Consider the following 15,183-nt stretch of genomic DNA (forward strand, 5'->3'; position numbering starts at 1 on the left):
AGGATAAACGTTTAAAATAAAGAAGCGGTGAATCAGCCAAAATCATATTTTTTTCAATCGCTCACTATCATAGCCATTTCGATAGTAGCTTTTATTGCTTTCAAATCCTTTCTGCCAAAGAAACTCTTTACGGAAAAACCCGGAAGCTCCAAAAATGTGGTCATCGACAGTATGCTTTTGGAAGCTATTGAAAAAGATGCGCATCAAAATGAAGAAGATACTATCTCTATGCAGCCCATTAAATTTCAGGCTGTTGACGGTATCGTGTTTCCAACCGAAACATTCCAGGATTACAAAGGATTCCAGCATTTGGTTAACTTCTTTGAAAAACTATTCCAGCTGGAAACCAATCAGCAGGGAAATGTGCGTATTGCTTACTTTGGCGATTCCATGACCGATGGCGATATGATCGTACAGGATTTCAGAAGCAACTTCCAGACCCGTTTTGGCGGTAATGGAGTTGGCTTTGTAAACATCACTTCCGAATCGGCAGCATCCAGAGGATCCATCAAACACGAATTTTCGACCAACTGGAAAACGCAGTCCTATTTGAATATCAAACACCCGAAAAGTCCTTTCGGCGTAAACGGACACGTTTTCTTTGCTAACGATACTGCCCATGTGGAATGGGTGAAGTATAAAGCCAGTAATCTGAAAAACCTTTCGGAACTGTATAATCCAACCCTTTTTTACGGTCGATCCGGAAACAAAGAAGGAAAGATCGCTTATAAAGTTGGCAACGATACGATTTACAAAAAACTGAACCCGTCGCGATTGGTCAACACCATGACTATCGGGAATACAACAAAGAGTTTAAAAGTCGATTTCGTAAAAGCGGACTCCATTCCGGTTTATGGCTTCAATTTTGACGATGGTAAAGGCGTACATGTCGATAACTTTTCAAACAGAGGAAACTCCGGTTTGCCTATCACTACTTTCAATACCGATGTTATGCGTCAGTTCCAGGAAAAACTGGGATATGACCTGATCGTATTGCATTACGGAACCAATGTACTGAACTACGGTTCTTACAATTACGGTTGGTACGAACGCAAAATGAACGCGGTGGTAAATCATTTAAAAGAATGCTTCCCGGGTGTTGCGATTCTGATCGTATCCACAGCCGACAAGTCGACCAAATACGACCTGGAAATGAAAACCGATTCGGCAGTAGTGCCGCTAACGGTTGCCCAGAAAAAATATGCGGTTCAGTCGGAAGCCGGTTTTATCAACCTGTATACGCTGATGGGCGGTGACGGTTCGATGGTGAAATGGGTGGAAGAAGTTCCGGCTGCGGCCAATAAAGATTATACACACTTCAATCACAGAGGTGCTAAAAAAATATCCGATTTAATTTATAACCAGATCAGTCAGGGATACGAACAGTACAAAAAACTGAGAGCCAAAAGAAAAGCTCCGGTGGCGAAGCCGTTAGTAAAGAAAGACAGCGTTATGGTGAAAAAAGATACCACTCATGTTGAATAAACTTTGTTTTGTACTGCTGTACCTGTTTTTTACCGGTCCCGCTGCTGCACAGGTAGTCGATTCTACGGAAGTAGTACTCGATACGCTGATGGTTGAAGAACCGGTGGTTTACGGCGAAAATGCAATCGCGAATCAGAAAGCACTGCAAAAGTTTTTTGACAAACTGTACCAGCTGGAAACAACCAAAACCGGAAAAGTAAATATTGTCCATATTGGCGATTCCCATATTCAGGCCGACTTGTTTACCGGTGTGATCCGCAAAGCATTGCAGGACAAATTTGGAAATGCCGGACTGGGATTCTCTTTTCCGTATAACCTGGCTAAAACAAACGGAAGTTATTATGTGCGGTATTCGTCAAACGAATCATGGAACAGCTACCGGAATATTTACCCGGTAAACGGTGCTCCGGTGGGATTAAGCGGAATCGGACTGACAACCAGGGCCAAGGACTTTGCAATCGAGATTAATGTAAAAGATCCGGCTTACGAATTCAATACCTTAAAAATTGTTACCCCGCAGAAACAAAACCTGTTTGATGTGGCTACCAGTTCCAAAACAATAGTGCTGGAATCCAACGTCCCTAAAAAAATCAACCACAAGATTAAAAAAGGCGAAGCGATTTCCATTATAGCCGATAAATACAATGTGTCCGTTGCCGAGATCAAACGTGCCAACGGTCTGAAAAATAATAACATTCGTGCCGGAAAAGTATTGCGGATCCCTACGAATGAAATGCAGAAAAAAAGCATCAAACGCTCCGAATTTATTCCGTTGTCGCTAACGGAAGAAGCCAATGCGTTTAGTTATACTTCGGAAGAGGCCATAAAAAAAATATACCTGCTGCCCAATAAAAAAGCATCGCAGTTTGCTTTAAACGGACTGGTATTCGGGAAAAATACACCCGGAGTAATCTATAGCAGTATTGGTGTTAACGGTGCTAAATTCTCCGACTATAACAAATACCCGCTGTTCTTTGAACAGGTTCCGGTATTGCAGCCCGATCTTTTGGTCGTGTCGCTGGGAACGAATGAAACGTTCGATAAAATGGAAATGCCTGCCTATATGAGTCAGCTGAACCAGTTTATTGAAAACATCAGACAGAAAAATCCTGATGTTGAAATTTTAGTCATGACACCGCCTCCGTCATTATTATACAGACGTTCGTTAAATACGTATGCTGCGGATTATGCTAAAGAAATCAATGTGCAGGCAGAAATGCGGAACCATGCTTCCTGGGATTTGTTTTCCATTTTCGGAGGATTGTATGGTGTGAACAAAAATTACAGACAAGGATTAATGGCAGGAGATAAAGTGCATTATTCCAAAGCCGGATATGAAAAACAAGGCACGCTTTTCACAGAAGCCTTATTGCAAGCCTACGAGAGTTATAAATTAAGTACGAAAAATTGATTACGTTTTTGAATATGCAAGATTGGTTCGCCCAAAATATAACGTCGCTTTTCACCAGCCTTACTGCCGAAACAGTAAAAAATTGGTTTATTTACAATCCTAAAGAACCGTTGTTATTCAATACCGGTTTGTTCCTGGGACTGTTTTTGGTTTTTTACAGTGTGTATATCCTGACCCGGAAAACATTCCACCTGAGACTGGTTTACGTGATCTGTTTCTCCCTGTTTTTCTATTATAAATCCAGCGGTATCTACTTCCTGTTACTGCTTGCTTCTTCTGTAGTGGACTATAACCTGGGAAATATATTGCACCGGGAGAGCAGGGTACTGACTAAAAAGCTCTACCTGGCATTCAGTGTGATTCTGAACCTGAGTTTCTTGGGGTATTTCAAATACACGAACTTTATTATTGAAAACTATAACGCCCTTTCCGGCGGACATCTGGATTTTCAGAAAATCATTTTACCGGTAGGTATTTCGTTTTATACCTTTCAGTCAATCAGTTATATCATAGAAGTATACCGTAAGGAAATCGAGCCGACCAAGAGCTATATCGATTACCTCTTTTTCGTGTCCTTCTTTCCGCAATTAGTTGCCGGACCGATCGTTCGTGCCAAAGACTTTTTGCCGCAGATCTACCAGAAACTAAATCTGACCAAAGACGATGTCAACAGGGCTTTACTGTTAATCATTGGCGGATTGGTTAAAAAAACGGTTATTTCCGATTATATCTCGATCAACTTTGTCGACCGTGTTTTTGATGCACCGTCCAGTTATACCGCTTTCGAAAACCTGATGGCTTCCTATGGTTATGCCATTCAGATTTACTGTGATTTTTCCGGTTATTCGGATATGGCTATCGGGGTGGCATTGTTGTTAGGATTTAAATTGCCAACCAACTTCCGCACGCCGTATCAGTCGGCATCCATTACCGAATTCTGGAGAAGATGGCATATTTCGTTATCCACCTGGTTAAAAGACTTTTTATACATACCGGTAGGAGGGAACCGTAACGGTACTTTCGCAGGATTCCTGTTTCCGGCATTGTTTTTCTTCGGACTGATTGTTTGGGGAATCACCTATGCACCAACCAGTAACATTCCGTTGATCATTGCGGTATGTTCTTTAGTGGTTTTCTCGCTGACGTTTCTATTGTCTAAAGACAGAGAGCGCAATATGTTTACGAACGTAAACCTGTTAACCACGATGTTATTGGGCGGATTATGGCATGGGGCGAGCTTGCGTTTTATCATCTGGGGTGCTTTACACGGAGTAGCTCTGGCGGTACATAAAATATTTATTGAATTCTTCCCGTCAAAACAGGATTCGAAAAAAACTTTCGGAGGAGCAATCTGGACGTTCTTTGCCGTGATTCTGACATTCCACTTTGTAACCTTTTGCTGGATTTTCTTCCGTGCCAAAGACTTTACAACAGCTTTGGAAGTGATTGGAAACATTGGTAAGGTAACCTTCGAACCGGAACATTGGAAAGTTATTGCCGAAGGATATAAAAACGTATTCATTTTAATGGCAATCGGATTCATCTGGCATTTCCTGCCGGAAAAAGTGGTCAATGCCATGCAGGGGGCTTTCAGAGCCTTACCGTTAGTGCTAAAAGCAATTATATTGGGATTGGTTTACTGGTTGGTTTATGCTACGGCATCTGCAGGACCGCAGCCGTTTATTTACTTTCAGTTTTAAATTATAAGGAAAAATTAAGAAATAGAAATAAGGATACTTCCGTTTTTTTGCTAAATTTGGAGCAATTCAAAAAGAATCGAAACAGAAATCTAATATTTAAAATACAAAACAATGAAAAAATTAATGGCAATTGCAGCGGTAGCGCTTTTTACAGTTTCAATGAATGTTAATGCTCAGGAGCAAAAACCAAAAGACAAAAAAGAGTGCTGTTCAGCTAAAGGAAAAGACACTAAAAAAGCAGCATGCTGCTCAGCTGATAAAGCTACAGCTAGCGCTGAGAAAAAAGCTTGTTGTTCAAAAGATGCTAAAAAAGCATAAGGAATAGTATTGTACAGAAAGAAAGCCGCTCATTGAGTGGCTTTTTTATTTTATAACCCGGGTGATAGTTAAAAACGAAGGTATTATTTGCATGATGCTTTACAGTGTAGTTTTACATCTTGATAATTGGTAAAAGATAAATTGGCAAAATGCAAAATGCAAAAAGCAAAAGGCAATTGTCCTTTGCCCTTTGCTAATTACTTTTTACTAATTGCTATTTGCCCTTTGCTTTTTACTAATTCCCCTTTATCCTCGGAAAACCGCCGTCAACAAACACTTCGGTTCCGTGAATGAAGGAAGCTTCATCCGAGGCAAGAAACGTTACAACTTTTGCCACTTCCTGCGGCTGACCGAAACGGGCAAGCGGTACTTGCGGGAGCACATAATCCGTCATACCCTGATATTGCGCTGCTGTTAAATTGGAACGGTCAAAATAATTCGTAACAATTGGTCCCGGGCTAACGGCATTAATTCTGATTTTTTTCGCGGCTAATTCTGCGGCAAATGTTTTTACAAAAGACTGTACTGCTGCTTTGGCTGCCGAATAGACTGCGGCGTGCGGCATCCCGATCTCGGTTACTATGGAAGTATTCAGAACAATACTTCCGCCGGCCTTCATTAATGGCAGTAGCTGCTGTACGGTAAATAGCGTACCTTTTACAAGTACATTGAACTGCTCGTCAAAATGATTTTCATCGATAGCTTCAATAGGAGCATATTTCCCAAAACCGGCATTAACATATAGTATGTCAATATGAGGACTGATTGCCTGTGTTTTTTGGGCCAGTTGCAATAAGTCGTCCATCTTTCCGGCATCGGAAACAAAACCTTTGGCCTGTCTGCCAAGCTCCTGCAGTGTAGTGGTTAGCGTGTCCTGGAAGCGCCCGGTAATAATCACCGAAGCACCGTTACTAATAAAATCTATAGCAGTAGCTTTTCCGATACCGCTGGTAGCACCGGTTATAAAGGCTACCTTACCGTTTAATTTTGTCATCGTTTTAAAGATTTAAAGTGATGTTGCAAAATTGCTCCGGTTGGAGCTGTCATAAAACCCGATTCTTGCGGAATAGAAGATGAAGTAGAAGTAAGAGGTGTGATTGATGAAGTATGAGGGATGAAGTGTGATTTTTGAAGTACGATGTACGAAGAATGAATATCATATATCTAACTTCGTATATCAAACCTCATAAATCAACCCTCGTATCCAGATTTAATCCGGCATGGGTACCGGTTTATCACTAAGATGCTCGCCTAAATAATAATCATCAATAGTGAATTGATTATTTTTCCACGTTGCCTCTATTGATTTTGGAGTAGCACTGTTCTGTTTGTATGAAATTGTTTTGGAATTTTCGTCAAAAGCAATGTTCAGGTAGCGGGAGCCGTAATGAGTGGCGATGGTCCGGTTGCTGGCCAAACGCAGATAGGCACGCTTGTCTGTAAATACCTTTTTAGAAAAATCTTTAGTGTTTTCGGTAAAGGCATTTCCTTTAAAACCCTTAACGGAAGTCCAGTTTTGCATGTCCGATTCCAGTACGATGGCTCGTAGCCCATTATCGCCCATATCTTCTACGATAAGAAGATGTTTGTCGTCAATTTTATTCAGCCTGTGAATAGGAGCATTGGAAGTTAGTGCAGCACCTTTGTAGACAATCTTATTGCTGGAAAGATCTTTCACATAGTAAGTGCCTTCTCCATTGGTACTGTAATAATATACCACATACTCTTTTCCATTCACTGTATACGGTTGCATATACATCGAAACAAAATTGGATAACTGATAATCATATAAACCATAAAAGGAAATGTTATAGTTTACATTGTTATCAAGAGATTTAACGGTTGGAATTCTTCTTTGATTGTTGAAATAATAGGAATATTGATTAAACCAATAGCTGCCGCCACCGCTTTTTGCCTGCTGTTTTAAATTGTCTAAGTTTTTACTGTCTTTGTTTAGTATAAAACGGATAAAGGCATCCTGAGCCTCTTTTTTTAACTTAACGGTATTTAATGCTGTTTTGGGAATGGAATCGATTTTCCCTAGATCGTAATAAATAAAAAGCGTTAGCTTTTTTCGAAATGCTTCCAGCTCGTTCACTTGCGAAAAAGAATTTACAGTCGCAATAAGGAAAAGACCGGTATATAGTATTTTTCTGATTTTCATATTCAACTATTGAAGTTTTAATATTTTAATGGATACTAAGGAAGGATATTTTTTTCTTATGTAAAAATAAAATAGTGTAAAACTTCAAAGTGCTGGGATTTAGGAAGATATTTGAGGTGAGAAGTAAGAAGTTAGATATTAGAAATTAGAAATTAGAAATATGAGGGATATATATATCGTAAATTATACTTCATACTTCTAATATTTAAAGGATGTATATCGTAAATCAAACCTCATATATCTAATATTTGAGGTCAGATATGAGAAGTATGAGGGATTATCGTAAATCAAACCTCATACTTCATAAATTAAACCTCACACCTAAGACGATGTATCTCCGTTTTTACCCGGGCGGATAATCATACGCAGAGGCTGGTCTTTAGAAAAATAAGCCACGGTCCAGTTGTATAACGTTTGTAATCGGTTGCGGTAAGTCACTAAAGACATTAAGTGAATAAACAACCATACCAGCCACGCAAAGAAACCGTTAAAATGCACTTTTGGTTTTTCTAAATCCACAACCGCTTTGTTTTTACCGATAATCGCCATCGATCCCATATCGTTATAGCTAAAAGGTTTTAAAGGTTTGTTCGTAACCATCGCCTTAAAATTTTTAGCCAAATGAAGCGCCTGCTGTATGGCTACCTGAGCCAGCTGCGGATGCCCGTTCGGGAATTGCGGATCGGTAACCTGCAGGCAGGTATCGCCCACAGCATAGATATTCGGGAATAAAGTCAGTTTGTTGTGCTCGTCTACCAGCATACGTCGGCCACGGCCGTAAGCTTCCGCCGGAATACCGTCAAAAACTTTTGCGCTCACTCCGGCTGCCCAGATCAGGATTTCTGTTTTTATCGTTTTACCGTCGGCAAAATAAACAGTGCCGTCTGTATAATCTTTAACCTGTGCATTCAAACGTACTTTTACACCCAGATCCGTCAGGGCTTTGTAGGTGTTTTGCTGTGATTTGACACTCATCGGTGCCAATACCGCCGAACCGCCGTCCACCAGGTAAATATCGCTTAGTGTTGTTGCCAGCTCCGGATATTCCTTTCGCATGATCCCGTTGCGCATTTCGGCAAACATTCCGGAAAGCTCTACTCCGGTAGGGCCGCCGCCGGCCACGACTATCGTTAATAACTGTCTTCGTCTTCGCGGATCTTCACAAATAGCGGCTTTCTCCATTTGCTGTAGCAAACGGTTACGCATCTCCACGGCATCCGTCAGCGTTTTCATCGGAATGGCATTTTTCTGTACGTTCTCCATACCGAAATAATTACTTTCCGCTCCGGTGGAAAAAACCAACTGGTCGTATTCCAGTTCTCCATTGGAAAGAATCACTTTATTCGCGGCGGCATCCACCCGGATCAATTCGGCAAGGCGGAACGTGATGTTCTTTTTGCCAAAAAACAACTTCCGGAAAGGATAGCTGATGCTCGAAGGTTCCAGGAAAGCCGTAGCCACCTGATAGATCAAAGGGGGGAAGAAATTATAATTGTTTTTGTCAACTAATGTAACCTGAAAATCCTTATTGTTGGCCAGGCTTTTTGCCAGATTGATACCTGCAAAACCACCGCCTATTATTACTATTTTCATATTAATGTGATTTTAAAAACACGGACTGTTTTATAAGCCATATTCGTGTTAATGCTTTACACTATAAATTTATCCCTTTTAAAACGGATGACCAATCGAAAAGCTGACTTTTGGATTAATATTAAGAAAAATTTAGCGTTTGAGTAAAATTGCAGACAATGCAGTAAAAAAAATCCGGTATTCTATAATTTCATTGCAAAAAGTATAATGCTGGATTGGAGTTGTTTTTGATGAAAAATTGCTTTGCAAACAGGTCAAAAAACAAACCGTAAAACGAACAATTCACAAAACAATAACACTACCGGTACAATTCCTGTTTTTTTATCAAATGAATCTGTGAAACTTCAAAATCAAATTCTTAAATTTGCACCTCATTAAACGAAACACAAAATCATGTTTGATAATTTAAGTGATAAACTCGATAAAGCCTTTCATATATTAAAAGGTCATGGAAAAATTACAGAAGTAAACGTTGCCGATACCTTAAAAGAAGTTCGAAGAGCTTTATTGGATGCCGACGTTAACTTTAAAATTGCCAAAGATTTTACCACTAGAGTAAAGGAAAAAGCAATAGGTGAAGACGTATTGACTACGTTACAGCCGGGACAATTAATGGTTAAAATTGTTAAAGACGAATTAACCGAATTAATGGGTGGTGATGTAGCAGGTGTGAATCTTTCCGGAAACCCTTCTGTGATTTTGATGTCTGGTTTACAAGGATCCGGTAAGACAACCTTCTCCGGAAAATTGGCAAACTTCCTGAAAACAAAGAAAAACAAAAAACCGTTATTGGTTGCTTGTGATATCTACCGTCCTGCGGCAATTAACCAGTTGCATGTAGTGGGAGAACAAATCGGAGTAGAAGTATATTCCGAACCTGAAAATAAAAACCCGGTTCAGATTGCTCAAAATGCAATCCAGCATGCGAAAGCAAACGGATTCAACGTGGTTATTGTCGATACAGCCGGACGTTTGGCGGTTGACGAGGAAATGATGACCGAAATTGCTAACGTTCACAAAGCAATCCAACCGCAGGAAACCCTATTCGTAGTGGATGCCATGACCGGACAGGATGCGGTGAATACAGCAAAAGCATTCAACGACCGTTTGAACTTTGACGGGGTGATCCTGACCAAATTAGATGGTGATACCCGTGGTGGAGCAGCGATTTCTATTAAATCGGTAGTAAACAAACCGATTAAATTCATCGGTACCGGTGAAAAAATGGAAGCAATCGATGTGTTTTATCCTTCCCGTATGGCCGACCGTATTTTAGGTATGGGTGACGTGGTATCCTTAGTGGAAAGAGCGCAGGAGCAATATGACGAAGAAGAAGCCAGAAAACTACAAAAGAAAATCGCTAAAAACGAATTCGGTTTTGACGATTTCCTGACACAAATACAGCAGGTTAAGAAAATGGGTAACATGAAAGACCTTGTCGGAATGATACCCGGAGCCGGAAAAGCCCTTAAAGATGTAGAAATTGAAGACGATGCTTTCAAACACATTGAAGCGATTATCCACTCGATGACACCATCCGAAAGACAGAAACCGGCATTACTGGATGCAAAAAGAAAAACCAGAATTGCAAAAGGTTCCGGAACCAACATCCAGCAGGTTAACCAACTGCTGAAACAATTCGACCAGATGAGCAAAATGATGAAGATGATGCAGGGAGCAGGAGGGAAAAACCTGATGCGAATGATGGGAGGAATGAAAGGAATGAGATAAAATAAAGACGCGATTTGTCGCGTCTTCTTTTTTACATAAAAACAACAACACAAATACACAGGAATGCAACTACTAGACGGAAAAAAGGTTTCGGACGAAATCAAAAATGAAATTGCTGCCGAAGTGCAGAAAATGAAAGACAACAAGGAAAAAGTGCCTCACCTGGCAGCGGTTATCGTTGGTAATGACGGAGCGAGTCTTACGTATGTGGGCAGTAAAGTAAAAGCATGCGAAAAAGTAGGCTTTGAATCTACTTTAGTAAAAATGCCCAGTACGACTTCAGAAACCGAATTGCTGAAAAAAATCAAGGAACTGAATGAAGACGACAATATCGACGGATTCATTGTACAGTTGCCTTTACCGGATCAGATTGATACCCAAAAAGTATTGATGGCTATCGACCCAAGTAAAGACGTAGACGGTTTCCATCCGGAAAACTTCGGTAAAATGGCTTTGGATATGACAACTTTCATTCCGGCAACACCATTTGGAATTCTGGAATTACTGGAGCGCTACAACGTAGAAACAAAAGGAAAGCATACGGTGGTAATCGGAAGAAGCCACATTGTAGGAAGACCGATGAGTATTTTAATGGGAAGAAAAGGATTTCCGGGCAACTCAACCGTGACGCTAACACACAGCCATACTAAAAACATCACGCAAATCACCAGTCAGGCCGATATTATCATTACCGCTTTGGGTGTACCAAACTACCTGAAAGCAGAAATGGTAAAAGACGATGTGGTTATTATCGACGTGGGAATTACCCGTGTTGCAGATGAAAGAGCTGAAAAAGGTTATGTGATTACCGGAGATGTTGATTTTGATAACGTTAGCAAAAAAGCCTCTTTTATCACACCAGTTCCGGGTGGTGTAGGACCAATGACTATCGCCATGCTAATGAAAAATACCTTATTGGCAAGAGAACAAAAAAGATTAAAAACAGCATTATAATATATGATTATTACCAGAGTAATATCTTCAGATCAGCTGCAAACCGTCAGGGATCTGGCTCATGCTATCTGGCCGGATGCTTACGGAACCATTTTGTCGGAGCAGCAACTGGCTTATATGCTTGATAAAATATATGCAATTCCGTCATTGGAAAAGCAAATGGAATCAGGGCATGTTTTTCTGTTAGCAGAAGAAGACGGTGTTTTTTACGGATTTGCTTCTTATGAAGTGAATTACCAGAATTCCGGAAAAACCAAACTTCACAAAATATACGTTCTGCCGCAAACGCAGGGTAAAGGAGTTGGAAAAACATTATTGGCAGCAGTGGAAGAAGCGGTAAAGCTTAACGAAAACCAGGCATTGCTTTTAAATGTTAACCGCTATAACAAAGCCATTGCGTTTTACAAAAAGAACGGATTTGAAGTAATAGCAGAAGAAGACATCGATATTGGCAACGGCTATCTGATGGAAGATTACATCATGGAAAAACCATTTTAGAAATATAAAAAACCCAGGATCAGTATCTTGGGTTTTTTATTGCCCGGATTTAAGATACACTTATGGTGTAGTAATGGTCGGTCATTTTGCGGTTAATGAAATAAATTTGATGGTGTTTTTATAACACAAAGTTTAAATTTTAACCAAAATTACCGAAAAAATGAAAAAAAATCTACTAAAAGGGTATGTGCTGCCGGTTGTGGTAGTCATGCTGGCACTTTCGTCCCATGCCCAGGACAAAAGAGGGGTGAAAGAAAAAGTAATCGGAGAAAATGGTTTGCCCAAACTGATTGTTTTCGATGAAAAAGCAACCTACAAACAGAATGATGCTCAAAAGGTTTTTCAGGAACAATTGGGACTAAAAGAAAACACCTCCTTTGCAAAGATCAGATCGGAAGCCGATAACCTGGGTTTTATACATGAAAAATACCAGCTCTTTTTTCAGGGCGTGAAAATCGAATTTGCAACTTATACATTACACTCAAAATCCGGGAAACTGGAATCCATGAGTGGTGAATTTTATAAACTTAACAATATTAATGTAGCACCGGCTTTATCAAAAACGCAGGCTTTGCAGCGCGCAATGATCCATACCGGGGCAGTCAAATACCTTTGGGATGATCCACAGTCTGCCGCGGCACTGGGATATACAAAGCCGGAGGGCGAACTGGTACTGCTTCCGGTTTTTGAAGGGGAAAGTACGGCAAAAGACCAGTTGCGCCTGGCGTATAAATTTGATATCTATGCGGTAGAGCCGATCAGCAGAGGAGATCTGTATATCGATGCAGTAACCGGAAAGGCGTTGTTTTACAATGCGACGATAAAACACGCAACACATTTCGGACATACTTCGGACGGATTGGTGTTGCCCAAGAAAAATTGCGGACACAATCATGCTGCAGATAACGAAAAAGCGGCAACTGCTCTACAGAAAATGGTTGCCGGAAATGCAGCAACCCGTTATAGCGGAGCGCAAACCATTGAAACAACGTTAAGCGGAAGTGTTTATATTTTAAAAGATGCCACCCGGGGTGGCGGAATCAATACCTATAACCTGCAAACCGGTTCCAACTTTGGTGCGGCAATCAACTTTCAGGATAATGATAATAACTGGACAACGGCAGAACACAGTGTCAATAAAAACAATGCCGCATTGGATGCCCATTGGGGAGCTGAAAAAACCTATGATTACTGGCAGGCAAAACACGGAAGAAACAGTTATAACAATAGCGGAGCAGCGATAAACAGTTATGTGCATTACCAATACAAACTGGATAATGCCTACTGGAACGGAAGTGCGATGCTGTATGGTGACGGAAGTGATACCTACTTTGATGCTTTAACGGCTTTGGATGTTGCCGGACACGAAATTGGTCATGCTGTTTGTACCTATACGGCCAATCTGGCTTATCAAAGAGAATCCGGAGCCATGAATGAAGGCTTTTCCGATATTTGGGGAGCGGCAGTGGAATATTATGCCGCACCGAATAAAGCTACCTGGCTGATAGGGGAAGATATCGAAAGAAGATCCGGTCATGCAGCACTGCGTTCTATGAGTAATCCGAAAAGTGAAGGACAGCCCAATACGTATGGCGGAACCTACTGGGTAAATCCGAACTGTGGAACGCCAACACTATCCAATGATTATTGCGGAGTACATACCAATAGCGGAGTATTAAACCATTGGTTCTATATCCTGGCAGTGGGGAAATCAGGTACGAACGACATCGGAAGTACTTATAATGTAACCGGAATCACGATTGACAAAGCGGCAAAAATTGCATATCGTCTGGAAAGTGTCTATTTGTCGGCCAATTCCACCTTTGCCAATGCAAGAACTTATGGTATCCAGGCGGCAGTTGATTTATACGGAGCGGGATCGGCTGAAGTTATTGCAACTACAAACGCCTTTTATGCTGTTGGAATCGGTGCGGCCTATGCCGGAACCACCGATACGACGGCGCCAACCGCACCAACGAATTTAGTAGCCTCCAATATTACAGCCAATAGTGTGGTCCTGACCTGGAATGCCGCTACCGATAATGTAGCGGTTACCGGATACAATATATATAATGGTACAAATCTGGTAACAACTGTAACCGGATTAACTACAACTGTGACCGGGCTGACGGCTTCAACGGCTTATACCTTTTCGGTAAAAGCAAAAGATGCTGCCGGAAATCTGTCGGTATCCGGTAATGCTGTTTCGGTAACAACAGCCGCCGGAAGCGGAACGGCCTATTGTACTTCTAAAGGAAGTAATGCTTCTTATGAGTATATCGATTATGTAGCGCTGAATAATATGGTGAATACGACAGCGTCCAATTCCGGTTATGGAAACTTTACCAATTTAGTTGCTAATTTACCTTATGGAGCAAACACTATATATATAAGTGCAGGATTTGCCAGTACAGCTTATACTGAATACTGGAATATTTGGATTGACTACAACAAAAACGGAACTTTTGAAACTTCCGAAAAAGTTGTTGCCGGATCTTCGGCGAGTAATGCAACCCTGTCGGCAACCTTTACAGTACCCACAACAGCATCAGCCGGAACGACCCGTATGAGAGTTTCGATGAAATATGGAGCAGATGCTACGGCATGTGAAACATTTTCTTATGGTGAAGTGGAAGATTATACAGTTAATATAGGTGCGGCAGCCATTCAAAATACGATTGCTGCAAATATATTAGGTAGTGAAAAGAATAATTTTGATTTTGTTTTATACCCGAATCCGGTAAATGAAGTGCTGAAAGTCACTTTGGCAGATAGCAGACCGGTAACTTTTCGCGTCATAAACCTGTTGGGACAAGAAATACAGCAGGGAGAATTGACCGATGAAGGAATAAATATGGCCAAATTAAATGCCGGAACATATTTATTTGAAATAAATGACGGTCAAAAAGTGGTCACCAAGAAATTTTTAAAGCAATAAAAGCGTAGCCCCGGGTATCACCCGGGGCTTTTTTTTGATTTTTTACTCGTCTTTTATACTATATATAAGGAGTACTGTAAAAAGAAAATACAACAAAAACCATTGCGGAAGCCTTGTTTTAATAGGGATGGTGGCGGATAAGCGGGATTTGCACCAAAATCCCCTAAAAATAATTTGTTATATTAAGGATTAGTAATCAGTTTGTTAAGTAATTGTTTTGTAGAAAGGCAAAAAATAGTTTAGAAATAGTTTGGAGAAGAGTAAAAAGGTGCTACTTTTGCACCCGCAATCAAGGCGAAGTTCATTAGATATTGAGGTTGAATCGGAGTGAAAAAGGGATTAAAAAATTTTTCAAAAAAGATTTGGCTAAATGGAATAAAGGTTTTACCTT

Annotated in this window: 11 protein-coding genes; 8 read left to right on the forward strand and 3 right to left on the reverse strand. The window is 40.7% G+C overall.

The genetic code is table 11. The features are described from left to right. The first annotated feature begins 27 nt into the window (after positions 1–27). The 4 genes from HW120_RS07470 to HW120_RS07485 all read left to right on the forward strand — a co-directional run bounded on the left by HW120_RS07470 (position 28) and on the right by HW120_RS07485 (position 4,914). A complete protein-coding gene (locus HW120_RS07470) occupies positions 28–1,485 on the forward strand; it encodes an SGNH/GDSL hydrolase family protein (protein ID WP_177732789.1) in 1,458 nt (485 codons plus the stop codon). After that, entirely contained in the window at positions 1,475–2,896 is a 1,422-nt protein-coding gene (locus tag HW120_RS07475; protein ID WP_177732791.1) for a GDSL-type esterase/lipase family protein, read from the forward strand. The genes HW120_RS07470 and HW120_RS07475 overlap by 11 nt, the downstream gene beginning before the upstream one ends. 14 nt (positions 2,897–2,910) lie before the next feature. Further along, positions 2,911–4,596, forward strand: a complete 1,686-nt coding sequence (locus HW120_RS07480; RefSeq protein WP_177732793.1) for an MBOAT family O-acyltransferase — start codon at positions 2,911–2,913, stop codon at positions 4,594–4,596. Between the two features lie 111 nt (positions 4,597–4,707). After that, the gene (locus HW120_RS07485) at positions 4,708–4,914 is read left to right on the forward strand and encodes a hypothetical protein (RefSeq protein WP_177732795.1); all 207 of its coding nucleotides are present in this window, start codon (positions 4,708–4,710) and stop codon (positions 4,912–4,914) included. A gap of 235 nt (positions 4,915–5,149) precedes the next feature. On the opposite strand, the gene HW120_RS07490 is transcribed toward HW120_RS07485, so the two are convergent. The 3 genes from HW120_RS07490 to HW120_RS07500 form a co-directional block, all read right to left on the reverse strand. Next, positions 5,150–5,908: an SDR family oxidoreductase gene (locus HW120_RS07490; protein WP_177732797.1), complete on the reverse strand. Its 759-nt coding sequence runs from the start codon at positions 5,906–5,908 to the stop codon at positions 5,150–5,152. Positions 5,909–6,124: 216 nt separating this feature from the next. Continuing rightward, positions 6,125–7,078 carry a hypothetical protein gene (locus HW120_RS07495; RefSeq protein WP_177732799.1) on the reverse strand — a complete coding sequence of 318 codons (954 nt, stop codon included), beginning with the start codon at positions 7,076–7,078 and terminating at the stop codon, positions 6,125–6,127. A gap of 321 nt (positions 7,079–7,399) precedes the next feature. Continuing rightward, a complete protein-coding gene (locus HW120_RS07500) occupies positions 7,400–8,671 on the reverse strand; it encodes an NAD(P)/FAD-dependent oxidoreductase (protein WP_177732801.1) in 1,272 nt (423 codons plus the stop codon). A gap of 393 nt (positions 8,672–9,064) precedes the next feature. Between HW120_RS07500 and ffh the strand changes: the two genes are divergently transcribed. The 4 genes from ffh (at position 9,065) to HW120_RS07520 (ending at position 14,792) form a co-directional block, all read left to right on the forward strand. Further along, a complete protein-coding gene (gene ffh / locus HW120_RS07505) occupies positions 9,065–10,402 on the forward strand; it encodes a signal recognition particle protein (protein ID WP_177732803.1) in 1,338 nt (445 codons plus the stop codon). A gap of 63 nt (positions 10,403–10,465) precedes the next feature. After that, entirely contained in the window at positions 10,466–11,356 is an 891-nt protein-coding gene (locus tag HW120_RS07510; RefSeq protein WP_177732805.1) for a bifunctional 5,10-methylenetetrahydrofolate dehydrogenase/5,10-methenyltetrahydrofolate cyclohydrolase, read from the forward strand. 3 nt (positions 11,357–11,359) lie between these two features. Further along, positions 11,360–11,854, forward strand: a complete 495-nt coding sequence (locus HW120_RS07515) for a GNAT family N-acetyltransferase (protein ID WP_177732807.1) — start codon at positions 11,360–11,362, stop codon at positions 11,852–11,854. 160 nt (positions 11,855–12,014) lie between these two features. Continuing rightward, complete coding sequence (locus HW120_RS07520; RefSeq protein ID WP_177732809.1) at positions 12,015–14,792, forward strand: M4 family metallopeptidase; 2,778 nt, start codon at positions 12,015–12,017, stop codon at positions 14,790–14,792. Positions 14,793–15,183: the final 391 nt, after the last annotated feature.

The sequence above is a fragment of the Flavobacterium inviolabile genome (assembly GCF_013389455.1).
Lineage (GTDB): Bacteria > Bacteroidota > Bacteroidia > Flavobacteriales > Flavobacteriaceae > Flavobacterium > Flavobacterium inviolabile.

Coding starts and splice junctions, on each gene's coding strand:
- HW120_RS07475 (WP_177732791.1), top strand. CDS start 1,475: ATGTTGAATAAACTTTGTTTTGTACTGCTGTACCTGTTTTTTACCGGT.
- HW120_RS07480 (WP_177732793.1), top strand. CDS start 2,911: ATGCAAGATTGGTTCGCCCAAAATATAACGTCGCTTTTCACCAGCCTT.
- HW120_RS07485 (WP_177732795.1), top strand. CDS start 4,708: ATGAAAAAATTAATGGCAATTGCAGCGGTAGCGCTTTTTACAGTTTCA.
- HW120_RS07490 (WP_177732797.1), bottom strand. CDS start 5,908: ATGACAAAATTAAACGGTAAGGTAGCCTTTATAACCGGTGCTACCAGC.
- HW120_RS07495 (WP_177732799.1), bottom strand. CDS start 7,078: ATGAAAATCAGAAAAATACTATATACCGGTCTTTTCCTTATTGCGACT.
- HW120_RS07500 (WP_177732801.1), bottom strand. CDS start 8,671: ATGAAAATAGTAATAATAGGCGGTGGTTTTGCAGGTATCAATCTGGCA.
- ffh (WP_177732803.1), top strand. CDS start 9,065: ATGTTTGATAATTTAAGTGATAAACTCGATAAAGCCTTTCATATATTA.
- HW120_RS07510 (WP_177732805.1), top strand. CDS start 10,466: ATGCAACTACTAGACGGAAAAAAGGTTTCGGACGAAATCAAAAATGAA.
- HW120_RS07515 (WP_177732807.1), top strand. CDS start 11,360: ATGATTATTACCAGAGTAATATCTTCAGATCAGCTGCAAACCGTCAGG.
- HW120_RS07520 (WP_177732809.1), top strand. CDS start 12,015: ATGAAAAAAAATCTACTAAAAGGGTATGTGCTGCCGGTTGTGGTAGTC.